Origin of the sequence: Allokutzneria oryzae (genome assembly GCF_042429765.1) — a bacterium.
GTDB classification, from domain to species: domain Bacteria; phylum Actinomycetota; class Actinomycetes; order Mycobacteriales; family Pseudonocardiaceae; genus Allokutzneria; species Allokutzneria oryzae.
This window is the reverse complement of sequence record NZ_JBHLZU010000018.1, coordinates 610,748-633,302: the sequence shown is the minus strand read 5'-3', so window position 1 is coordinate 633,302 and position 22,555 is coordinate 610,748. Positions and strand designations below refer to the sequence as shown.

General features: G+C 71.2%; 17 protein-coding genes. 4 read left to right on the top strand and 13 right to left on the bottom strand.

The features are described 5' to 3' along the window. Window positions 1-4 precede the first annotated feature (4 nt). Together ACFFQA_RS22135 and ACFFQA_RS22130 are read right to left on the bottom strand one after the other, a co-directional pair. Window positions 5-820, bottom strand: a complete 816-nt coding sequence (locus ACFFQA_RS22135; protein ID WP_377855283.1) for a hypothetical protein — start codon at window positions 818-820, stop codon at window positions 5-7. Window positions 821-1,110: 290 nt separating this feature from the next. Continuing rightward, complete coding sequence (locus ACFFQA_RS22130; protein ID WP_377855281.1) at window positions 1,111-3,327, bottom strand: translocation/assembly module TamB domain-containing protein; 2,217 nt, start codon at window positions 3,325-3,327, stop codon at window positions 1,111-1,113. Window positions 3,328-3,524: 197 nt separating this feature from the next. Between ACFFQA_RS22130 and ACFFQA_RS22125 the strand changes: the two genes are divergently transcribed. Then, window positions 3,525-4,583, top strand: a complete 1,059-nt coding sequence (locus ACFFQA_RS22125) for an AI-2E family transporter (RefSeq protein ID WP_377855278.1) — start codon at window positions 3,525-3,527, stop codon at window positions 4,581-4,583. Here the strand turns inward: ACFFQA_RS22125 and ACFFQA_RS22120 are convergent. Next, window positions 4,580-5,782, bottom strand: a complete 1,203-nt coding sequence (locus tag ACFFQA_RS22120) for a GGDEF domain-containing protein (protein WP_377855275.1) — start codon at window positions 5,780-5,782, stop codon at window positions 4,580-4,582. The genes ACFFQA_RS22125 and ACFFQA_RS22120 overlap by 4 nt on opposite strands. A gap of 183 nt (window positions 5,783-5,965) precedes the next feature. On the opposite strand from ACFFQA_RS22120, the gene macS reads away from it, so the two are divergent. The 3 genes from macS to ACFFQA_RS22105 are packed head-to-tail and all read left to right on the top strand — an operon-like array spanning window position 5,966 to window position 8,327. Then, window positions 5,966-7,081, top strand: coding sequence for a MacS family sensor histidine kinase (gene macS / locus ACFFQA_RS22115; protein WP_377855948.1), 1,116 nt, complete (start codon window positions 5,966-5,968; stop codon window positions 7,079-7,081). After that, entirely contained in the window at window positions 7,082-7,756 is a 675-nt protein-coding gene (locus ACFFQA_RS22110) for a response regulator (RefSeq protein WP_377855272.1), read from the top strand. It abuts the gene before it with no gap. After that, a complete protein-coding gene (locus ACFFQA_RS22105; protein ID WP_377855269.1) occupies window positions 7,749-8,327 on the top strand; it encodes a DUF1707 SHOCT-like domain-containing protein in 579 nt (192 codons plus the stop codon). Before ACFFQA_RS22110 ends, ACFFQA_RS22105 begins: the two co-directional genes overlap by 8 nt. Before the next feature lie 200 nt (window positions 8,328-8,527). On the opposite strand, the gene ptsP is transcribed toward ACFFQA_RS22105, so the two are convergent. From ptsP to ACFFQA_RS22055, 10 genes are all read right to left on the bottom strand, one after another. After that, window positions 8,528-10,180 carry a phosphoenolpyruvate--protein phosphotransferase gene (gene ptsP, locus ACFFQA_RS22100; RefSeq protein WP_377855266.1) on the bottom strand — a complete coding sequence of 551 codons (1,653 nt, stop codon included), beginning with the start codon at window positions 10,178-10,180 and terminating at the stop codon, window positions 8,528-8,530. A gap of 253 nt (window positions 10,181-10,433) precedes the next feature. Next, the gene (rbsD, locus tag ACFFQA_RS22095) at window positions 10,434-10,823 is read right to left on the bottom strand and encodes a D-ribose pyranase (RefSeq protein WP_377855263.1); all 390 of its coding nucleotides are present in this window, start codon (window positions 10,821-10,823) and stop codon (window positions 10,434-10,436) included. Then, window positions 10,820-11,725: a ribokinase gene (locus tag ACFFQA_RS22090; protein ID WP_377855260.1), complete on the bottom strand. Its 906-nt coding sequence runs from the start codon at window positions 11,723-11,725 to the stop codon at window positions 10,820-10,822. Before ACFFQA_RS22090 ends, rbsD begins: the two co-directional genes overlap by 4 nt. Beyond that, complete coding sequence (locus ACFFQA_RS22085; RefSeq protein ID WP_377855257.1) at window positions 11,722-12,657, bottom strand: substrate-binding domain-containing protein; 936 nt, start codon at window positions 12,655-12,657, stop codon at window positions 11,722-11,724. The genes ACFFQA_RS22090 and ACFFQA_RS22085 overlap by 4 nt, the downstream gene beginning before the upstream one ends. Before the next feature lie 49 nt (window positions 12,658-12,706). After that, on the bottom strand, window positions 12,707-13,651 hold the full coding sequence (locus tag ACFFQA_RS22080) for a substrate-binding domain-containing protein (RefSeq protein WP_377855254.1): 945 nt from the start codon (window positions 13,649-13,651) through the stop codon (window positions 12,707-12,709). A gap of 31 nt (window positions 13,652-13,682) precedes the next feature. After that, window positions 13,683-14,645 carry an ABC transporter permease gene (locus ACFFQA_RS22075; RefSeq protein WP_377855251.1) on the bottom strand — a complete coding sequence of 321 codons (963 nt, stop codon included), beginning with the start codon at window positions 14,643-14,645 and terminating at the stop codon, window positions 13,683-13,685. Continuing rightward, window positions 14,642-16,282: a sugar ABC transporter ATP-binding protein gene (locus ACFFQA_RS22070; RefSeq protein WP_377855248.1), complete on the bottom strand. Its 1,641-nt coding sequence runs from the start codon at window positions 16,280-16,282 to the stop codon at window positions 14,642-14,644. Before ACFFQA_RS22070 ends, ACFFQA_RS22075 begins: the two co-directional genes overlap by 4 nt. Next, entirely contained in the window at window positions 16,282-17,268 is a 987-nt protein-coding gene (locus tag ACFFQA_RS22065) for a LacI family DNA-binding transcriptional regulator (RefSeq protein ID WP_377855945.1), read from the bottom strand. The genes ACFFQA_RS22070 and ACFFQA_RS22065 overlap by 1 nt, the downstream gene beginning before the upstream one ends. A gap of 259 nt (window positions 17,269-17,527) precedes the next feature. Then, the gene (locus tag ACFFQA_RS22060; protein ID WP_377855245.1) at window positions 17,528-20,077 is read right to left on the bottom strand and encodes an MMPL family transporter; all 2,550 of its coding nucleotides are present in this window, start codon (window positions 20,075-20,077) and stop codon (window positions 17,528-17,530) included. A 241-nt stretch (window positions 20,078-20,318) separates the two neighbouring features. Beyond that, entirely contained in the window at window positions 20,319-22,499 is a 2,181-nt protein-coding gene (locus ACFFQA_RS22055) for an MMPL family transporter (RefSeq protein ID WP_377855242.1), read from the bottom strand. Between the last annotated feature and the right edge of the window lie 56 nt (window positions 22,500-22,555).

Below are 22,555 nucleotides of genomic sequence, written 5' to 3'. Positions count from 1 at the left end.
AGATTCAGTCAGGAGTGGTGCCGGGCTGCTTGGCAGTCGCGGCGGCCATGCGGTGGAGGGCAGCGGCGCTCAGCGCCTGCCCACGCACGACGAGGTTGTGGCCCGCGGACAGGAAGCCGCCCACGTTGAAGCCACCGGTGCCGGTCCCGTCGTGCAGGCACGAGCAGGAACCGGGAACCTGGACCGGAGCGGAGGGCAGCGGGAACCGAGGGGTCTCCGGGCCGTCCTTCTTCGGTGCGGTGCGCTCGGCGTCGGCCGCCGTCGCGGGACCGTGGGGAACCACGGCCGCGGGCAGGACCGCCGAGGTGTGCTCGACGTCGTTCTTCGCCGGTCCGCCGATCTTGGGCGGGTTCGCCGGGTCGGCCTCGGCCGGACCCGCGTCCTGGACGGTGGCGGTGGCCGCGCGGGCCGAGCCGGTCAGCGTCTCCAGGACGGCGGAGGGAACGTCGATGAGGTTCTCCTGCTTGGGCTTGAGCAAGCCCGCCAGTCCCTCGACGGCGCCGTGCAGCGCGGTGTCGTCCTGCTCAGCGAGGCTGCGAGCCTTGCTGGGCGCGGTGACGACCTGCTCGACCACGGCGGCGACGGTGGACCGGGTGGTGTCGGTGACGGTTCCCATGGTGTCCGCGACCGGCTTGGCGGTGGCGTCGACGGTGTCGACGACGCCCTCCAGCGGAGCCGGCAGCAGCGGAGCGTCGGCAGCGGCGGCGGTGCCAGAGGCGACCAGCCAGCCGGTGGCCGCGGTGCCGGCAACCAGGAGCGCACGGGTCAGCAGCCGACGCACGCGGCCACCCCCCGTCTTCGCGCTCTGGTTGCTGGTCACGTGCTTCCTCCGCCGGTTGTGCAGTGTCTGGGAGCCGTTACACGTTGTGTGCCGGATTGCGCACTCAACGTCGACGGGCTGAACTCTGGCAGGCGGGCAACGCCGGACGCGAGTTCCCAGGCGCTTTATCCCACCATCGAGTTAATAGGCGATTGTGGTCCAGGTCACGCGGTTTTCCAAAGATCGGACGCAACCCGATTTGGAATTCGCAGGTGATCAACAGAATGCGCGGCAGGGCATTTCGGCACGCCGAACAAGGTTGTCTAGGTTAATTACTCCAGACAGATTTCCTAGGTCCGCTTCAGCACCCGCGTCGCACCGGCAGCGACCGTGGACGCCAGCACCCAGCCCAGGGCCACCAGACCACCGGAAACCCACTGCGACGGGCCGGTGAAGGCCCACATGTTGTCCTGGCCGAGGTTGATGATCGGCAGCAGCAGGTCGGCCGAGACCAGCCACGGGTTCCACTCCGGGTTCTGCCCGTCGTCCAGCCGCTGCATCCGGTGGTCGGCGAACCACAGGCCGCCGACCAGCCAGAACACCGCGATCCAGATCATGGCCAGCCACGGCCGGTACCCGTAGCCCACCGTGCACTCCTGGAGCAGCCCCCAGAACTTGCCCGCAAGGCCCAGCTCCCAGTGCCGCCTGCGCTGCTTCTCCAGCAGCACGCGCACGGCGCGCTCCTCGTGGCCGGAGCGGCGGTAGAAGGTGGCGAACAGGTCGTAGGGACCCGGCGCGAAGTCCGGGATGACCCGCCGGAGCCACCTCAGCCTGGTGCGCACGCCGACCTCGGGCTGCGCCGTGATCGCCTCGAACCGGAAGTCCTCCAGGTTGACACCGCCGGACGCCGCCCACAGGAACTCCCCGTCGGTCACCGAGACCGCCGTCGCCCTGGTCAGGATCACCCGCCCCGACGGCGGTTCGGCGAAGCGCACCACGAGCTGCTGCGCGGACAGCCCGTAGGCGTTGAGCGCGATCCGGCTCTCCGCGCTGCCCAGCACCGAGCCGGTGAAGCTGGCCATCTTGTGCACCTCGACCAGGCGCACCCGGACGCCGCCGCTGGCCAGGAAGCCGTGGGTGCACAACAGGTCCTTGCCGACCATGGCCACCCGCGCGTCCAGCGACGGCTTGAGCGAGCCGTCGGGGCGCAGGCGCGGCTTGGTCAGGTGCGCGCCCGTGCAGTCCAGGGTCGAGCCGATGCTGGCGTTCTGCAGCCGGATCGACCCGGTGGCGCGGATGTGCCGGAGGAACAGGGTTCCGCCGATGTCGAGGCGGTCGGCGAACAGGGAGTCGATGCCGGGGCCGTGCAGGTGGACCCCGGAGAGGCTGGCGCTGCCGCGCACCTTGGCGTCCACCAGCCGGACCTGTCCGTAGGCGCACATCGGGCCGTTGCGCTCACCGGCGGCCGCGTGGGCGTCGCCACCGACCCCGCGCGCCTCGAGGTCCCCGCCGACCTCGATGCCGTCGGCGATGAAGGCGAGCGGGACCCGCTGCACCGGTTTGATGCCCTGGTCGTCGAGCCCGTCCACCGACTCCGCGCGACCGAGGCAGGAGCCGGAGAGCCGGAGGTAGCCGCCGATCGTGGCGTTGGGGACGCGGACGGAGCCGGAGGCCGCGAAGCCGCTGTCCATCTCCACGTTGCCGTCGACCTGGATGCGGTCGGCCACCAACGAGGCGGTCGTGTCGGCCATGCCCCTCGGCATGACCAGCACCTGGTGGTCCAGCGCCTGCGGGGTCCGCAGGCGGGCGCCGGAGAACACGGCGTCGCCACCGATCCGCGCCCCCGCGAGCACCACCCGGCCCTCGGCGGTGAACCGGCCGCCGTCGCCGTCGCAGAACAGGTTGCCGGTGACCACGACCCCGGAGGCTTCGAGCGCGTCGCCCTCCGGGTTGGACAGGTACGCGCCGCCGAGGTGGACGCTGCCGCCGACGTTCGTCCCGCGCAGCCGCACCTCTCCGGTCGCGCGCATCGCGGTCGCCTGCAACGAGCCGGAGATGTGCAGCCGCGCACCGAGCAGCGCGTGCCCCTGGGGACTGCGCAGCACCGCGCCCGCCAGCCGCAGGGTTCCCTGCACCGAGCCGTCGGTGAGATCGAGGCAGCCGTGACAGATGAACCCGGCCTCCAGCACGAGGTCGCTCTCCACCCGCAGGTTCTTGCCCTTGACCCCGGGCACGCGCGATCCGGGCAGTCGGAGCCCGGCGAGCTGTGCCATCCGGACGTCGACCTGGTTGGTGAAGACGCAGCCGGCGAGCTCGATCAGGTAGGCGACCTTCACCGACTCCAGGTTGAGCTCGCCGGTGATCCGGGCACCGGCGAGCCGCAGTGCGGGGATCCCGGTCACCTTCACCCGGTACAGGTCGGTCAGCAGCGCGACGAGCACACCCGCGCGGACCTGGCGGTCGGTCTTGCCCGGTAACGGAAGGACGAGCCGCTCTCCCGCCCCGAACGCGCGGCACACCTCACGTTCGGCCTCGGTGAGATCCGACGGTTTGACGTACTCGCTCACACGATCCCTCCGCCCCCGGCTGGTGAGCATTGATCACACCGGTTCGCGGCCATGGTGTGAAGGCCTCGAACCAAGCCGTGATGAGCGGACGCGCCGGCGTGATTGGCACTACCGTCAGCACCGTGAGCGCTCCCAGACAAATTGAACCGACTCCGATCCGTCGGGACGCCGACGAACCGATCCCCTACGGGATCCGGGTGAGCGCAGCGCTGTCGTGGCGGCTGCTGGTCATCGCGGGCGCGCTCGTCGTGCTCGGCTACCTCGCCGCGTACTTCGCCACCGTGGTCATCCCGATCGCCATCGCCTTACTGCTCTCGGCGCTGATGGGACCGGCCGTGACCGCGCTCGTCCGGTGGAGGGTGCCGCGCTGGGCGGCGACGACCGTGGTGCTCGTCGGCGGACTCGCGCTGGTGATCGGGGTGCTCACCTCGGTGGTGACCGCCTTCATCGAAGGTCTGCCGGACCTGCAGAACCAGGTGACGGAGAGCCTGGAGACCATCCGCAAGTGGCTGATCAACGGCCCGCTGCACCTCACGAGCGACGACATCAACGGCTACATCAACCAGGCGATCGACGCGGTGAAGGCGAACACCTCGGTGATCACCTCGGGTGCGCTGTCCACCGCGGCGACGGTCGGCGAGATCCTCACCGGCTTCCTGCTGGTGCTGTTCACCCTGATCTTCTTCCTGCACGACGGCGCGGGAATCTGGCGGGGGCTGCTCAGGGCCGTGCCGAGCCGCATCCGGCACCGGGTCGACCTTGCGGGCTCCAAGGGCTTCGACTCGCTGGCCAGCTACGTCAAGGCCACCGTGCTCGTCGCGGTCGTCGACGCGGTCGGCATCGGCATCGGCCTGCTGGTCGTGGGGGTTCCGCTCGCGGTGCCGCTGGCCGCGCTGGTCTTCCTCGGCGCGTTCATCCCGATCGTCGGCGGTCTGCTCGCGGGCACGGTCGCGGTGCTGGTCGCGCTGGTGGCCAAGGACCTGGTGTCCGCGTTGATCGTGCTGATCATCGTCGTCGCGGTGATGCAGCTGGAGAGCCACGTGCTGCAGCCGCTGCTGCTGGGCAAGGCGGTGCAGCTGCACCCGCTCGCCGTGGTGGTGGCGATCGTCGGCGGCTTGGCACTGGCGGGACTGGTCGGCGCCCTGTTGTCGGTCCCGGTGCTCGCGGTGATCAGCGCGGCGATCCGCTCGCTGTACGCCACCGAGAGGGAGGCGCTCGAACCCGTCCCCGACGGCGGCGAAGCGAAGAAGGACTAGGCGAAGGTCACCAGGTTGCGGCCGGCGTTCTTCGCCGACAGCAGGGCCGAGTCGGCCGCGACCATCAGATCGCTGAGCTCGTAGCCGAAGCGCGCCGAGGTCGCGACGCCGATGCTGAGGGTCAGCCCGGTCAGCAGGTGCGGGTGGCCGTCGGCGGCAGTGGTCGGCACCGCGAGCCCGCAGACCGCGAGCCTGATCCGCTCGGCCTGCCGTTCCGCGGCGACCGGGTCGGTGTTGGGCAGCAGGATCACGAACTCCTCACCACCGAAGCGACCGACCAGGTCCCGGCGCGGTGCGACGCGCTGCAGCAGCTCGGCGACCGCGGCGAGGGCGGAGTCGCCCGCGAGGTGACCGAGCTCGTCGTTGACCCGCTTGAAGTGGTCGAGGTCCAGCAGCAGCACCGCGGCCGTGTCCTGCCTGGCCCGCATGCGGACGAGCACTTCGCGCGCCAGCCTGTTCCAGTGCACGGCGTTGGTCAGACCGGTCTTCGCGTCGCGCTGCGCGGAGCGCCGCCACTGCGCGAGCTGCGTCGCCCTGCCGAGCAGGACGAGCGGCGGCGCCAGCAGGATGACCGCGAGCGGGTCGGCGAGCAGCACCATCGCGGTCAGCGTGCCCATGCACACCGCGACGACGCCGACACCCATGTCGAGCGGCTCGCCGAAGACCTCGTGCGGCCGTGCGCGCGGTTTGCGGAGCCAGAACCCGCAGCCGACCAGCAGCGCCCGTGCGCCCAGCAACGACCCTCCGACCATCACGGAGCCGAGGATGTTGTTCTCGTAGTGGTTCGGACAGGTGCCCGCGACGAGACAGGCCACGAAGGTGGCGACCGTCGTGGCCGCCGTGGTGAACAGCCAGCGGTGCGGCTCCGGGCGCTGTTCGAGCACCCCCTGCAACACCGGCCCGATCATCAGCAGCACGACCAGGTTCGACGGCAGCGTCAGCACTCCGGCCAGCAGGTAGGAGACGTGCACCGCCCACAGGTTCTGCGGCGTCTCCGCGCGGAACGGGTCACAGGCCGAGGTGACGACGATGACCAGCGCGGAAACCCCTGCCAGCGCACCGAAGTCACGGATCTCTTCCTCGGTCGGCGGTGGCCCCCCGAAGGCACTGGTCAGGAAGACACCGACGGCCACCGCGTAGACCAGGCACCAGTAGAACAACGCCGGCCTGCGCAGGCTCAGCAACGGCAGATCGCGCACGCGGCCCTCCCCCAAGGCACATGCAGCAGAACGCGTCCAGCGTGGCACAGACGGTGGCGGTGCGAGGAGGACTTCACCCGGAGATGAGGCTCGGCCCACACAACGGGCAGGATGACCCGTGGTGACACTGGAAGGGGGGACGCCTTGCAGCTACCGGTAGCGGGTGCGGACACGCTGGCCCCGATGTGGCGTGGTGCGGTGTTGCTGCGTGTCGGGACCTTCGTTTTCGCCACCGTGGGCTTGCTCCTTCACCAAAGCGAGTACCAGCGGCCCTGGCTGGGCTGGCTGGTGCTCGGGGTGATGGCGGGCTGGACCGTCCTCACCGCTTGCGCCTACAGCAGGGAGTCCGGACGTCAGGCCCGGATCGTCCTCGTCGACGTCCTGCTTACTTCAGTTCTCATCGGCTTGTCGGCGCTCGTTCTGGATAGGGCATATCTGGAGACCACGAGCCCGCTGGTCACCACGGTGTGGGCGGCGAGCTGCATCGTGGCGGCGGCCGTGCACGGCGGCCAGACGGGCGGCGTGCTCGCGGGCGGGCTGGTGGCGCTGGTGAGCTTCCTGGTCAGGGGCTACTTCAACACCGACATCGCCAGGGACACGGTGATGCTGGTGGCGGTCGGCTTCGTGATCGGCTGGGCATCGGTGACGGCGAAGCGCTCCGCGGCGCAGCTGCACCGAGCGCTGCGGGCGCAGGCGGCGACAGCGGAACGCGAGCGGCTCGCCCGGTCCATCCACGACGGCGTGCTCCAGGTGCTCGCGCGAGTCCGCAGGCGCGGGGCCGAGCTCGGTGGTGAGGCGGCGGAGCTCGCGAGGCTGGCGGGGGAGCAGGAGGTCGCGCTGCGGTCGCTGGTCTCGGCGGCGCCCCCGGAGTCCACGGAGGACGGCGAGGTCGACCTCGGCCCGCAGCTCCAGGTGCTCGCCACACCTCGCGTCCAGGTCTCGGTGCCCGCCACCGCGGTGCGGCTGCCCGCGAGCACCGCGGTGGAGCTGGTCGCCATCGCACGCGAGGCGCTGTCCAACGCGGACAAGCACGCCGGACCGGAGGCGAGGGCGTGGGTGCTGTTGGAGGATCTCGGCGACGACGTGGTGCTCAGCGTCCGTGACGACGGCCCCGGCATCCCGGAGGGGCGGCTGGCCGAGGCCGAGGCCGAGGGACGAATGGGCGTCGCCCAGTCGATCCGGGGGCGGGTGACCGACCTGGGTGGCAGCCTTGCCCTGCTGACCGCGCCAGGGGACGGCGTCGAGTGGGAGGTGCGGGTGCGGCGGGAGCGGCAGACAGCGCGACGAGGGGGAGAGTAGATGAACGAGGCAACGGCTGCGGTGTCGGTGATGGTCGTCGACGACCATCCGATCTGGCGCAACGGCGTGGCCCGTGACCTGGCCGAACGCGGGTTCGAGGTGCTGGCGACGGCCAGCGACGGGGAGTCGGCGGTGCGGATCGCCCGCACGGTCCGGCCCGCCGTGGTGCTGATGGACCTGAACATGGGCAGCAGCACCGGTGTGGACGCGACCGGCCGGATCACCGCCGAGCTGCCGGAGACCAGGGTGCTGGTGCTCTCGGCCAGCGGCGAGCACAGCGACGTGCTGGAGGCGGTGAAGGCGGGGGCCTCCGGCTACCTGCTCAAGTCCGCCTCGGTGGAGGAGCTGGTCGACGCGGTGCGGCGGACGGCGTCCGGGGACGCGGTGTTCACCGCGGGGCTGGCCGGGCTGGTGCTCGGCGAGTACCGGCGGATGGCGGCCACCGGACCGGAGTCCGACCCGGGCACCCCTCGGCTCAGCGACCGGGAGACCGAGGTGCTGCGGCTGGTCGCCAAGGGGCTGACCGCGCGGCAGATCGCCGACCGGCTGGTGATCTCGCACCGCACCGTGGAGAACCACGTGCAGTCCACGCTGCGCAAGCTCCAGCTGCACAACCGCGTCGAGCTCGCCAGGTACGCGATCGAGCACGGACTGGACGGGGATCCTGATGAGTGACCGGGATCTGCGGGTTTCCGACGCCGAGCGCGAGCACGTTCTCGACCTGCTGCAACGCGCGGTCGGACAGGGACGGTTGTCCCTGTCGGAGTTCAGCGAGCGCTCCACCCGGGCGTCGGCGTCGGTGGTCCGCGCGGAGCTGAACGCGGTGCTGATGGACATCCCGGGCATGGTGCTGGACACGGCCGCCGCCAAGGGCTCCCTCGAACTGCGGCACACCGGGTCGACGGTGCAGCGCTCCGGGCGGTGGGTCGTGCCGAGGACGTTGGTGCTGCGGGGAAACCTCGGGACGAGCAAGCTGGACTTCACCGAGGCGGTGATCACGGAGCCGGTGGTGACCGTGCGGCTGGACAGCACGGCGGGTTCGACCACGCTGGTGCTGCCCGCGGGCGCGACGGTCAACCTCGACGAGCTCGTGCCGGTGATGTCCACGGTGACCGACAAGATCGGCCCCGGCGAGCACCGCGGCACCCCGCACTTCGTGCTGACCGGGACCGTCCGGATGGGGTCGGTGACCGTGCTGCCGCCGCCGAAGCGGCGCCGCGGCCTGCGTTCCTGGTTCCGGGGCTAGGCCCCAGGCCGAGCGCCGCTCGCACCACCTGCCTGGCCCGGCCCCCGGTGTGCGCGTGGTCGAGGTTTTCGCGTTGTGTCGCCTTAACGTGCGTGAGAGCGCTCCCAAAGCGCGTTAAAGCTCCACAACGCGGCATGAGGGGCACGCCGGTGAGGGCGCCAGGGGGTGGTGCGGTGGTGTTACCACGTGCAGGACACGACCTAGGCCCCCAGGCCGAGCGCCGCTCGCGCCACCTGCCTGGCCCGAGCCGGATCACCGGCGGCGAGCGCGGCCCTGGCGGCCTGCCTGCAGGAGTCCGTGGTCACGCCGCCCAGCGTGGAGCCGACCCTGGCCAGCGCCGCGGCGTTCATCGACAGGCTCGACACGCCGAGCCCGACCAGGACACAGCCCAGCGCGGGATCGGCGGCGGCCTCGCCGCAGACGCCGACCGGCTTGCCCAGCTCCGCGCCCGCCTCGCCGACCAGGGCGATGAGCCGCAGCAGCGCGGGCTGCCACGGGTCGTTCAGGCCGGCGAGCGCGCCGAGCATCCGGTCGGCGGCGAAGACGTACTGGGCGAGGTCGTTGGTGCCGAGGCTGACGAAGTCCACCTCGGCCAGGATCTCCTTGGCGGACAGCGCGGCGGCCGGGATCTCGATCATCACACCCGCCCTCGGCAGCCCGGCGGCGCGGACGCGCTCGGCGAACCAGGCGGCCTCCTCGGCCGTCGCCACCATCGGCGCCATCACCGAGACCTCGGCCCCGGAGTCCTCCGCGGCACCCGCGATGGCTTCGAGCTGGCGGTCCAGCACGCCCGGCTGCTCGCGGCCGATGCGCAGGCCGCGGACGCCGAGGGCCGGGTTCGGCTCGTCCTCGGGGGTGAGGAACGGCAGCGGCTTGTCCGCGCCCGCGTCCAGGGTTCGCACGACGACTGGTTTCCCGTGAAACGGCGTCAGGACCTTGGCGTACGCGGCGCGCTGTGCCTCGACGGACGGCTCGGTGGTCGCCGCGAGGTAGCAGAACTCGGTGCGGAACAGGCCGACGCCCTCGGCCCCGGCGGCGACGGAGGTGGTGGAGTCCTCCGAGGAGCCCACGTTGGCGATGATCTTGACGCGCTGCCCGTCGGCGGTGCGGCCGGTGCCGTCCCACTCCGGCTCGGCCTCGACCGCGGCGGCGAGCACAGCGACCGGCCCGTCCGGGGCCAGGACGACCCCGGTCGCGCCGTCGACGACCAGCCCGGCGACGCCCTCCAGGGCGAGCACGCCCCGGACCGCGACCACGGCGGGGATGCCGAGGGAGCGCGCGAGGATCGCGGTGTGGCTGGTCGGGCCACCCTCCTCGGTCACGAGCGCGAGCACCATGGCCGGGTCCAGCCCCGCGGTGTCCGCGGGCGCGAGGTCCCGCGCGACCAGCACGCTCGGGCCCGCCAGCTCGGGAACGCCGGGCGGGTCGATGTCCAGCAGTTCGGCGATGATCCGGTCGCGCACGTCGCGGACGTCCTGGGCGCGCTCGGCGAGGTAGCCGCCCGCGGCCTCCAGTGACGCGGCGAAGACGTTGGCCGCCTCGAACACCGCGCGCGGGGCGGGCAGCGAGCGGTCGCGCACCAGCTTGGCGGCCTGTGCGGCGAGTGCCGGGTCCGCGGCCATGGCGGCGGTGGTCTCCAGCACCGCGCGGGCGTCGCCCTCGACGGTCGCGGCCTTGGCGTTGAGCCGGTCGGCGACCGCGGCGGCGGCCGGTGCGATGCGGCCCGCCTCGGCCTCGGGGTCGGCGGGCGCGGGCGTGGCCAGGGGCTCACCGAGCGGTTCGGCGACCCGAACCACCGGACCCGAGGCCCGACCAGGGCTGACACCGACACCTGTGAGCTGCATCCCTGCCATGGTCTAGACCATACCCAACCTCGGACCAGCGTCAACGCCGATCGTGGACCGCCGAATCACATTTTCTGCATCGCGACGGGGCGCAACCGGGGCCACCCGAAAGAGTTACAGGCAGCGACCACCCCGCAGCCCAGCGTCATCGGCAGCCTAGGCTCCGGCGACATGAGAACCGAACCCCGCCGCATCCGCCTGATCGCCGGCATCGTCCTGCTGGCCATGGTGCTCTCGCCCCTGGCGTTCCTGCTCACCTGAGCTAGAACGGGACTCCGCAGCGGAGGACCACGTTCGCGTAAGGGCTGGCCTCACCGGTCCGCACCACCAGCTTGGCGTCGGCCAGCAGCGCCTTGAGCTCCTCGTGGGAGACCCGGCTCGCCAGGGGCAGCCGGTCGGCCAGCACGGCGGCGCAGTCCGGGTTGCTCGCATCGACCTCGGCGGCGACCACGGCGGACTCCACCACGATCTCCGCGAGCAACCCGTCGAGGACCTGCGCGAAGGTCGGCACGCCGAAGGAGAACGCCAGGTCGACCACCTGCGGTCCGGCCGGGATCGGCAGGCCGCAGTCGGCGACCACGACCCGGTCGGTGTGCCCGAGCCGGGCCAACGCGGCGCTGAGCTCCGCGTGCAGGATTCCTCCGCGCCTCACCCGATCACCTCGCCCGGGCCGGGGTAGGACGGCTGCGCGCCGTGCCTGGTCACGGAGGTCGCCGCGACGCGGACCGCGAACCGCGCGGCCTCGGTCAGACCTTCGCCGTCGGCCAGCCTGCCGGCGAGCGCGCCGGTGAAGGCGTCGCCCGCTCCGGTGGTGTCGACAGCGGTGACCTGGGGCGAGGGCACGGTGCTCACGCCGTCGCGGTCGGCGACCACAACGCCCTTGGCGCCGATGGTCACCACGACCGAGCGCGGGCCGATGTCCAGCAGCCGGACGGCCAGCCGCTCGAAGTCCTCCGGCTCACCTTCGTCACCGAGCAGCCACGCCGCCTCGTGCTCGTTGACCACCAACGGGTCCAGGACGGCGAGCACCTCGGCGGGCAGCTCGGCGACCGGGGAGAGGTTGAGCACCGGGCGGACGCCCAGCTCCACGGCGACCGCCACCGCACGGGCCACCGCGGACAGTGGGATCTCCAGCGACAGGACCAGGGTCTTCGCCTCGGCGAGCACCGGCCGGGCCGCGTCGACGTCGGCCTCGGTGACCGCCGAGTTCGCCCCGGGGGAGACGATGATCGAGTTCTCGCCGTCCGGGGTGACCATGATGTAGGCGTTCCCGGTCGGCCGGGCGGGCCTGGCCACGTGCGTGACGTCGACTCCCGCGTCGCGCAACGAGCCGAGCAGCAGCTCACCGTGCTCGTCGTCGCCAACGGCGCCGAGGAAGGCGACCGCCGCGCCGAGCCTGCCCGCCGCCACCGCCTGGTTGGCGCCCTTGCCGCCGGGGGAGACGACCACGTCGGCGCCCAGGACCGTCTCACCCGGTCCAGGACGCCGGTTCAGCGCGACCACCAGGTCGGCGTTCGCCGACCCGATGACCACGACCCGCGCTGGAGAGCTCACTTCTTGAACTCGGCCAGGTTCTCCTTGGTGACGACCTTGACCGGGACGTCGACCTTGGCGGTGACCTGCTCGCCCTTGGCGGCCTTCACGGCCTGCTCCACGGCGAGGCGGCCCAGCTCACGGGGCTGCTGCGCGATGCTGGCCGCCATGGTGCCCGCCTCGATCGCGGCGAGGCCGTCCTCGGTGGCGTCGAAGCCGACGACCTTGACGTCCTTGCCCGCCAGCGCCTTGATCGCACCGAGCGCCATCTCGTCGTTCTGCGCGAACAGGCCCTTCAGGCCCGCCTGGGTGGGCAGCAGGCTGGTGGTGACCTCAAGACCCTTGCTGCGGTCGAAGTCGGCGGCCTGCTGCGCCGCGACCTTGATCCCCGGGCTAGCCTTGATGCCGTCGGTGAAGCCCTGGCCGCGGTCGCGCGCGGCGGAGGTGCCCGGGGTGCCCTGGAGCACCACGACGTCACCGGAGCCGCCGATCGCCTTGGCCAGCGCCTCGGCGGCGAGCTTGCCGCCCGCGGTGTTGTCGGAGGCGATCTGCGAGGCGATCTTGGCGTTGTTCACCGCGCGGTCCACGGCGACCACCGGGATCTTGGCGTTCTCCGCGGCCTTGGCGGCCGGGGTGGCCTGGTCGGACTCGACCGCGTTGATGATGATCGCCTTCACGCCCTGGGTCGTGAAGGTCTGCACCTGGTTGACCTGGGTGGCCGGGTCGTTCTGCGCGTCCTGCACGACCAGCTTCACGCCGAGCGCCTTGGCGGCGTCCTGGGCGCCGTCGCGCAGCTGCACGAAGAACGGGTTGTTCAGCGTGGAGACCGACAGCGCGACGGTGATCTCGCCACCGGAGTTGCCGGAGCCACCGGCTCCCCCTCCGCACGCGGCGGTCAGCGCGATGGTCGCCACGGCAACGGCCGCGAACGCGGACCGGCGGGTGAGCTTCATCTGGGTAGTCCCTTTCACCTGATCAACTGGCAGTGCCGCAACCACGGGGTCAGTTGCGGAAATCGGCGACGTTGTCCTTGGTCACGACCTTCACCGGGACCTCGATCAACTGCCGAACCTTCTCCTTGCGCACGGTCTTGACGGCCTGCTCGACGGCGAGGCGGCCCAGCTCGCGCGGCTGCTGGGCGATGGTCGCCGCCAGGGTTCCGCTCTGCACGGCGGCGAGGGCGTCCGGCGTTCCGTCGAAGCCGACGATCATCACTTCCTTGCCGGCGCGGGAGCCGAGCGCCTTGGCGGCGCCGAGCGCCATCTCGTCGTTCTCGGCGAAGACGCCCTTGAGCTTGGGCTGGGACTGCATCAGCGAGGCCATCACGTCCATGCCCTTGGCCCTGTCGAACTCCGCGCCCTTCTTGGTGACCACGCGGACGCTGCTGCGCAGGGCCATGCCCTGGGTGAAGCCCTCGTCGCGGTCCCGGCTGGCCGAGGTGCCCGAGATGCCCTGCAGCGTCACCACGTCGCCGGGGCCGACGGCCTTGGCCAGCGCCTCCGCGGCGAGCTGACCGCCCTGGACGTTGTCGGAGGTGACCTCGGAGACCACGGTGCCGTTGATCGAGCGGTCGACCGCGACCACCGGGATCTTGGCGTCGGCCGCGGCCTTGGCCATCGGGGCGGACTGGTCGGTCTCCACCGCGTTGATCAGGATGACCTGGACCCGCTTGGTGACGAAGGACTGCACGTCGTTGATCTGCTTGGTGGCGTCGTTCTGGGCGTCCTGGATGGTCAGGTTGACGCCCATCTCCTTGGCCGCCTGCTCCGCGCCGTCCTTGAGCTGGACGAAGAACGGGTTGTTCAGTGTCGACACCGAGAACGCGACGGAGATGGCGGGACCGCCGTTGTTCGCTGTCGAGCCCGAGTCGCACGCCGTGGTGAGCGTGAGCGCGGTGGCGGCGAGAACAGCGGCCACGACGCTCCGATGGCGACCGAAGTGCTTCATCCCGACTTACCTTTCGTCCCTGGGACCGAGATCAGTTGTTTAGGCGGCGAAGCGTGTCGAACAGAACGGCGAGGGCGATGACGACACCGATGACGACCTGTTGCCAGAACGGCGTCACCTGGAGCTGGTTGAGCCCGTTGCGCAGCACCGCGAGCACCAGGGCGCCGACGAAGGTCCCCGTCGCCCTGCCGACACCGCCGGACAACGAGGCCCCGCCGATGACCACGGCGGCGATCGCGTCGAGCTCGTAGCCGACAGCGGCCTGCGGACCCGCGGAGGCGAGGCGGCCCGCGAGCAGCAGCCCGGCCACCGCGGCGAACACCCCGGCAAGGCCGTAGACCACCAGCGTCGAGCGGCGCACGTTGATGCCGGACAGGCGTGCCGCGTCCTCGTTGCCGCCGATCGCGTACATGGTGCGCCCCGCGTAGGTGCGCGTCAGGATGATTCCGGTCAGCCCAAACACGAGCAGCATCACCAGCAGCGGGACCGGCAGGTAGTCGCCGATGGTGCTGCCGAGCGCGGTGATCTCGTCCGGGGTGGACTTCGGGGTGCCGTCGGAGACGACCAGGGTCAGCCCGCGCGCCACGCTGAGCATCGCCAGGGTCGCGATGAACGCGGGCAGCCTGCCGTAGCTGACCAGGGCGCCGTTGACCAGTCCGGCCACCAGCCCGGTCGCCAGGCCCGCGACCAGCGCCAGCCAGCCGGGCAGCCCGGCCTCGGTGAAGGACCAGGCCGCGACCATGCCGGAGAGCGCTGCGACGCTGCCGACCGAGAGGTCGATCCCACCGGAGACGATCACGAACGTCTGGCCGAAGGCGAGCACCGCGACCACAGCGGCCTGCACGCCGACGTTCAGCAGGTTCTGCGGGGTGAGGAAGTTCGGCGCCATCACCGACAGCGCCACCACGAGCACGATCAGGCCGCCGAGCGCGCCGTTGTCGGACAGCAGCCGTCCCAGGTTCGGGCCCTTGCCCCGGGCCACCATGGTCGTCATCTCGCCTGCTCCTGCGTTGTGTGGGGTGCGGCTTCCTCGGGCAGCGCCGGGCGCGGGGTGGAGCTCTCCGCCTCCCGCCACTTGTCGGAGAAGCCCTCGGCGTGCGACCAGCGCGTGGGCTTGGCCGCGACGGAGGACGGGGTCGCCGAGACCGCGAGCGCCATCACCGCGTCCTGGGTGGCCTCCTCCGCTGGCAGCTCGCCCGCGACCCGGCCCGCCGACATGACCAGGACGCGGTCGCTCATCCCGATCACCTCGGGCAGGTCGCTGGAGATCAGCACCACCGCGTGCCCCGCCGCGGTCAGCTGGTTGACCAGCTCGTAGATCTCGACCTTCGCGCCGACGTCCACGCCGCGGGTGGGCTCGTCGAGCACCAGCACCTTCACGTCGGCCATCAGCCACTTGCCGATCACGATCTTCTGCTGGTTGCCGCCGGAGAGCTCGCGCACCGGCTGGTCCAGCCCCGCGGTCTTCACCCGGAGCTTGCCCGCCATCTCGGCGGCGCGCGTGCGCTGCGCGCCGCGGTCGACGAAGCCGCACCTGGTCGCGGCCCGCATCGTGACCAGGCCGAGGTTCTCGCCGACGCTGGAGGTGAGCACGAGGCCCTGCCCCTTGCGGTCCTCCGGCACCAGGCCGAGCCCGGCCCGCATCACCGCGCGCACGTCACCGGCGGGCGGCCTGCTGCCCGCGACAACGACCTCGCCGGAGTCGTACCGGTCGACGCCGAAGACCGCCCTGGCCACCTCGGTCCTCCCCGAGCCGACCAGTCCGGCGATCCCCAGCACCTCACCGGCCCTGACCTGGAAGGACACGTCGGAGAACGCACCGGCGCGGGTGAGCCCGGAGACGCTGAGCAGCACCTCGCCCGGTCGCTGCGCGCGCCTCGGGTACTGCTCGGAGATGGTGCGGCCGACCATCGTCCGGACCATCTCGTCCACGCTGGTGCCCGCGGGCAGCACGCCGACGCTGCGGCCGTCGCGCAGCACGGTGATCCGGTCGGCGACGCGCCGGATCTCCTCCAGGTGGTGGGTGATGAAGACCAGGCCGACGCCCTGCTCGCGCAGCTCGGCCATGATCTCCAGCAGCCGGTCGGTCTCGGTCTCGGTGAGCACCGCGGTGGGCTCGTCGAGCACCAGCACCTTGGCGTCGGTGTCCAGCGCCCGCGCGATCTCCACCATCTGCTGCTGGGCGATGCCGAGCTCGCGCACCGGGGTGGCCGGGTCCACGCGCAGGCCGACGCGGTCGAGCATCTCGGCGGCACGGCGGCGGACGAGGGCGCGGTCGACGAAGCCGAAGCGGCGGGGCGTCCTGCCGAGGAACAGGTTCTCCGCGACCGAGAGGTCGGGCACCAGGGTCAGCTCCTGGTAGATCACGGCGATGCCGAGCTTCGCCGCCTGCTGCGGTGAGCCGAGCCGGACCTCCTCGCCGCCGACGACGATCCGTCCCGCATCCGGGCTGTGCGCGCCCGCGAGCACCTTGACCAGCGTGGACTTGCCGGCGCCGTTCTCGCCGAGCAGCACGTGCACCTCGCCGGAGCGCAGGTCGAAGTCCACGTCGGCGAGGGCCAGCGCACCGGTGAAGCGCTTGGTGATGCCTTCGACGCGAAGGAGTTCGGTGCTCAACGCCTGGGGGCTCATCACTGCCTCTCTCCACAGGACGCCCGGACAACGAGGCGGGCATCGAGGTGCACCTCGCCGGGCTGATCGCCGTTGATCAGTGCGAGCAGGCTGCGCACGGCGGCACCGCCCATCTCCTCGGTGGGCTGGGCCACCACGGTGATCGCGGGCTCGAACAGCGGGAACCACGGCTGGTCGTCGTAGATGGCGAGGCCGACCTCGTCCGGGATGCGCCTGCGCTGCCTGCGCAGCTCCTCCAGCGCGCCGAGCCCCATCAGGTTGTCCATCGCGACCAGCACGGTCGGCGGGTCCGGCTGGCCGAGCAGCGACGACGCCGCGTTCGCCCCGCTGCGCCTGCGGAAGTCCCCGTGCGTGACCATGTCGGGGGAGAGCGGGTGACCGAGAGCGCGGAGCGCGTCGTTGAACGCGTGCAGCCGCTCGCGGCCGGTGCTGGTGTCCTCGGGACCGGAGATCACGCCGATCCGGCGGTGTCCGAGCCCGACCAGGTGCGCCGCCAGCTCGCGCAGCGCGGCGGCACCGTCCGCGTAGACGACTGGGGCACCACCTACGTCTATCCGGCGGTCGAGCAGCACCAGCGGCACGTTGCGGCCGGTGACCTCGGCGACCCAGCTGTCGTCGTCGGTGGCCGGGCAGACCAGCAGGCCGTCCACCCTGCGGTCGAGCAGGGTGCGCACGTAGCGCTCCTGCTGCTCGACGTTCTCGTCGGCGTTGCCGAAGATCACAACGTAGCCGTGCTTGCGCGCCTCGTCCTCGACGGCGCGGGCGATCTCGGCGAAGAACGGGTTGAGCAGGTCGCTGATGACCAGGCCCAGGGTCTGGGTCGAGTGCACCCGCAGCGAGCGGGCCAGCACGTTCGGCCGGTACTCCAGCGCGTCGACCGCGGCGAGCACCCTGGCGCGGGTCTCAGGGGTCGGGGCGGAGTGGCCGTTGAGCACCCTGGAGACGGTGGCGGTGGAGACGCCCGCGCGACGCGCGACGTCCTTCATCGTGGCCACCGTTGGCGCTCCTCCCACTGTGATCACGGGCCGTGCCTTGGTGAGTTCTCACCGTGACACAGCCCGCGCGTGTATTCGATTACACGACCCGGTTAATCGAATACACAAGAAGGATTCTCCGCTGAATCGAAACAGGTGACGAATGTGTCCGATCAGCCTCCTTCGTTCGGCTCACCGGATGACACCCAGGTGACTGAACGAGATGACGCGGACCGGCTCTGTAGCCGTCCGCGTCATCCATTCAGCGTGCTCACCCGACCAGCTGCACCGTCCGCTGCATGACGAGCCTGCCGGTCGCCGGCGGCACCCGCCGCAGCCACGAGTCCACGTGCGTCTTGGTGGCGATCCGCATCAGCCACGGCAGCGGCCGGTCGATCCCGGGCTGCGCGGACTCGGTGCAGGCCACGAACGCGCGCGCCATGGTCTCCTGCACCAGCCGCTCGGCGTGGTTGATGTCGCCTGCCAGCCGCAGGCAGTACTGGAACAGCTCGGGCCGCAACGGCTCCAGGCGGTGCAGGAAGTCCCGCTTGGCGCTGCGCACGGTCTGGATCAGCTCCGGCTCCAGCACCACCGAGGCCGCGGCGATCGCGCGCTCGGCCAGCCGGGGCAGCCGGGTGGTCACGGTGGTGTCCAGCCCCTTGGCCGCCGCGGGCACCAGCTCGTCGAGCTCGTCGCGTTCCTGGAGGCCGATCCGCTGCTGGAGCCGCCGCAGCGACGCCGGTGCCCACCAGGTGAACTCGCCCTGGAGCTTGACCAGTGCCGGGACCAGCAACATCCGCACGATCGTCGCGTCCAGCGCGAGCGCGAGGATCATGCCGATGCCGATGAAGCGCATCAGTGCCATGTCGGAGAACGAGAACGCGCCGGTCACCACGATCAGCAGCACCGCGGCCGCGCTGATCACCTTGCCGGTCTTGCCGAGCCCGATGCTCACGGCCTCCTCGGTGGTCGCGCCGCGCTCGCGGGCCTCGACCATCCGGGACATCAGGAAGACCTCGTAGTCGGTGGACAGGCCGAACACCACGGCCGCCATCAGCACAACGACCCCGGCCTCCAGCGGTCCGGGCTCCACGCCGAGCAGGTCGGCGCCGTGGCCGTCCTGGAACACCCAGACCAGGGCCCCGAAGGTCGCCGTAAGGCTGACCGCGCTCATCACGACCGCCTTGATCGGCATCATCACCGACCCGAAGGCCAGGAACATCAGCACCATGGTCGCGCCGACGACCAGCGCGACCATCCAGGGCAGCTGGGCCGCGGTCGCGGCGAGGCTGTCCACCACCTCGGCGGTGCGGCCGCCGACCATGACCTCGGTGCCCGCCGGTTCGGAGAGGTTGCGCAGGTCGGCGACGGCGGTCTTGGCCTCGGAGCTGAGCGAGCCGCCGGGCAGCTTGGCGCTGATCGTCGCGACATCGCCCGCCGCCTGGCCGGGCACGACGTCGTGGACGCCGGGCACATTGCCGACCTCGGCCATGAACTTCCGGACCGTCTCCTGGCTCGGTGCCTTGCCCTCGTAGCCCCGCAGGACGATCTGCGCGCCGTCCGCGCCCAGCTGCGGGAACTCCTTCATCAGCTGCTCAGCGGACTGCCTGGCGGTGTTCTCCCGCGGCAGCACCTTCTCGGTGACCGCGCCGAAGTTCACGCCGAGGAACGGAGCGCCGAGCACGAGCAGCAGCGCGAGGATCGGCATCGCCACGAACACCGGGCGCTTCATCACCCAGTCGGCGAGCCTGCGCCAGCCCGGCCACTCGCGGTGCTGGACGGTGCCCTTTCCGCGCCGCCACGGCATCGACAGCGCGTCGACCCTGCGCCCGAGCAGCGCGAACACCGCGGGCAACAGGGTCAGGGACAGCACGGCGGCGATGCCGACCGCGGCCATGCCGCCGTAGCCGACGGACTTGAGGAACGCCTGCGGGAACAGCAGCAGCCCGCCGAGCGCGATCACCAGCAGGGTGGAGGAGAAGGCGACGGTGCGACCGGCCGTTGCGACCGTGCGCTGCACGGCGTCGGCGGTGGAACGCCCGCCCGCCAGCTCCTCGCGGAAGCGGCCCACCATGAACAGCCCGTAGTCGATGGCCAGGCCGAGCCCGAGCAGCGAGGCCACGTTCACCGCGAAGGTGTTCACGTCGCCGAAGGTGGTGAGCAGCCGCAGCACGCCGAGCGAGCCGAGGATGGTCAGACCGCCGATCGCGACCGGCAGCGACGCCGCGACCAGGCCGCCGAAGAACAGCACCAGCAGCACGAGGGTGACCGGCAGCGAGATCAGCTCGGCTCGCACCAGGTCGTTGTGCGAGGTCTCGTTGATCTCCTTGCCGAGCGCGTAGTAGCCGGTCACCGTGGTGTCGGCGCCCTCGACGGAGATCATGCCGCGCACCTCGTCGAACGCGGCGAGCTTCTCGTCGTCGTTGGCGCCCGCGAGCGTGAACACCGCGACGGCCCTGCGCTTGTCGGGCGTGGCGAACTGCGGGTTCGGCGCCTGCCAGTAGGAGACGACCTTGCTGACCTTGTCCGAGGGCAGGGTGCTGAGCCTGCTGGTGATCCGCTGCCCCAGCTTGGGATCGTCCACGGTTCCCCCCGACGGAACCGTGTAGATCGCGACGAAGTCGCCGCCGGGCTTGCCGAGCGAGCTCTCGACCGCCTTGGTCGCCTGCACCGCCTCGCTCGTCGGATCGTCGTAGCCGCCCTGGGAGAGCCGGTCGAAGACCCCGCTGCCCCATGCCCCGCCCAGCAGGGCGACCAGCAGCACGGTCGCGACGACCAGCCAGCGTTGGCGATGAACTATCGAACCCCAGGCAGCGAACACGAGCCCCTCCGGATGGCGGCAGTCCGGCAACACGACCGTCGGCCGACCCGTCCATGAGCAGCGAATCAATCACTCTCAGTAGGAGATGTCCTGGGCACTTAGGCCAAACGGTGGAACCAGGGAGAGGCTACTCAGGCGTATCGGTTAACGATAGCGTCACAGAAAGAAGTTTGATATTGAAAAGGGCCTTTCACCCAGGGTGGCAGACACGCCTGGGTGAAAGGCCACTTGATCTTGATTCTCAGCCTACCGGCTGCGGCGAACGCTCCCGCTCCGACGTCCCCTCGGGCAGGTCCTCGGACTCCTGGAGGCCGACCCGCTGCTGGAACCGCTTGAGCGGCCCCGGCGCCCACCATGCCGCGTTGCCGAGCAGCTTCATCACGGCGGGGACGAGCAGCATCCGCACGATCGTCGCGTCCAGCGCCAGCGCGAGGATCATGCCGACCCCGACGAAGCGCATCATCGCCACGTTGGAGAAGGCGAAAGCCCCGGTCACGACGATGAGCAGGATCGCAGCGGCGCTGATCACCCGGCCGGTCTTGGCGATGCCGGTGCTCACGGCCTCCTCGGTGCTGGCGCCCTTGGCCCGCGCCTCGACCATCCGGGACATCAGGAAGACCTCGTAGTCGGTGGACAGGCCGAACACCACGGCCGCCATCAGCACCACGATCCCGGCTTCCAGCGGACCCGGCGTCACGCCGATCCAGTCCGCGAGGTGGCCGTCCTGGAAGACCCACACAAGCACACCGAAAGTCGCCGACAAGCTCAGCGCACTCATCACCACGGCCTTGATCGGCAGCAACAACGAGCCGAACGCGAGGAACATCAGCAGCAGCGTCGCGCCGACCACCACGACGGCCATCAGCGGCAACTGCTCGATGATCGCGTCGAGGGAGTCGGTGACCTGTGCGGTCATCCCGCCGACAAGCAGGTCGGTGCCCGCGGGCGGCTGCACCGCGCGGATCGCCTTGACCGCCTCCTTGGCCGCATCGCTCATGGAGTCACCGGGCAGCTTGGCGGTCAGCGTGACGACGTCCTTGGCCGCGCCGGTGGGCTGGACGGCGCTCACGCCGGGCACGTTGTCGACCGCGGCGATGAACTGGCCGAGGGCCTGCTGGTCCGGCGCCTTGCCGTCGCGGCCCTTGAGCACCAGCTGCGCGCCGTCGTTGGCCAGCCCGGGGAACTGCGAGTTCAGCGTCTCGGTTGCCTGGCGCGTGGCGTCGGAGGCGGGCAGCACCTTCTCGGTGACCGCGCCGAAGCTCGCGCCGAGGAACGGAGCGCCGAGCAACAGGAGCCCGGCGACGATCGGCACGGCGACGGTCACCGGGCGCTTCATCACGCCACCGGCGAGCCTGCGCCAGCCGCGCCCCTCGTCCTCGGCGGACTTGGCCTTCTTGCGCCACGGCAGGCCGAGCGAGTCCACGCGCTTGCCGAGCATGCCCAGCAGCGCGGGCAACAGGGTCAGCGAGACCAGCGCGGCGATACCGACGGCCGACATGCCGCCGTACGCGACGGACTTGAGGAAGCCCTGCGGGAACAGCATCAGTCCGGCGAGCGCGATGATCAGCAGCGTCGCCGAGAACGCGACGGTCCGGCCTGCGGTGCCGACCGTGCGGCGCACCGCGTCGGGGGTGCTGCGGCCCGCCGCGATCTCCTCGCGGAAGCGGCCCACCATGAACAGCCCGTAGTCGATGGCCAGGCCGAGCCCGAGCAGCGAGGCCACGTTCACCGCGAAGGTGCTCACCTCGGTGAACGAGGCGATGATCCGCAGCACGCCGAGCGAGCCGAGGATCGCCAGTCCGCCGACCGCCACCGGCAGCGACGCCGCGACCAGGCCACCGAAGATCACCACGAGCAGGACCAGGGTGAGCGGGACGGAGACGATCTCGGCCTTGATCAGGTCGGACTGGGTGGTCTCGTTGATCGCGGCGGCCATCGGCACGAACCCGGCGATCTGCGTGCGCACACCGTCGACCTGGAGCTGGTCCCGGAGCTCGGGGTACTGGCTGATCCGCTCGTTCTCGTCGCCGCTGCGCATCGTGATCACCGCGAGCCCGCGCTGCTTGTCGGCGTCGGCGAACTGCGGCGCGCGAGTGTCCCAGTAGGACAGCGCGGAGTCGACCTTGTCCTTGGGCAACGCGCGCAGCTTGGCGGTGATCTTCTCGCCGAGCGCGGGGTCGTCGATGGTGCCGCCGTCCGGCGCGGTGTAGATGACGACGAGGTCGCCGCCCTGTCTGCCCAGCGCCTCCTTGGCGGTCGCGGTCGCCCTGGCCGCTTCACTGCTGGGGTCCTCGTAGCCGCCCTGCGAGAGCGCGCCGAAGACACCTGCTCCCCAGGCTCCGCCAACGACGGTGAACAGCACGATCGCGACCGCCACCAACCAGCGACGACGATGGACGACGGATCCCCACGACACGAACACGGTCGGGCCTCCTGGCTAACTGGTGGTCCGGAGGGCGCTGCGGCTAACGTGCGAGA

Coding starts and splice junctions, on each gene's coding strand:
- macS (WP_377855948.1), top strand. CDS start 5,966: ATGTGGCGTGGTGCGGTGTTGCTGCGTGTCGGGACCTTCGTTTTCGCC.
- ACFFQA_RS22110 (WP_377855272.1), top strand. CDS start 7,082: ATGAACGAGGCAACGGCTGCGGTGTCGGTGATGGTCGTCGACGACCAT.
- ACFFQA_RS22105 (WP_377855269.1), top strand. CDS start 7,749: ATGAGTGACCGGGATCTGCGGGTTTCCGACGCCGAGCGCGAGCACGTT.
- ptsP (WP_377855266.1), bottom strand. CDS start 10,180: ATGGCAGGGATGCAGCTCACAGGTGTCGGTGTCAGCCCTGGTCGGGCC.
- ACFFQA_RS22085 (WP_377855257.1), bottom strand. CDS start 12,657: ATGAAGCTCACCCGCCGGTCCGCGTTCGCGGCCGTTGCCGTGGCGACC.
- ACFFQA_RS22080 (WP_377855254.1), bottom strand. CDS start 13,651: ATGAAGCACTTCGGTCGCCATCGGAGCGTCGTGGCCGCTGTTCTCGCC.
- ACFFQA_RS22075 (WP_377855251.1), bottom strand. CDS start 14,645: ATGACGACCATGGTGGCCCGGGGCAAGGGCCCGAACCTGGGACGGCTG.
- ACFFQA_RS22070 (WP_377855248.1), bottom strand. CDS start 16,282: ATGAGCCCCCAGGCGTTGAGCACCGAACTCCTTCGCGTCGAAGGCATC.
- ACFFQA_RS22065 (WP_377855945.1), bottom strand. CDS start 17,268: ATGAAGGACGTCGCGCGTCGCGCGGGCGTCTCCACCGCCACCGTCTCC.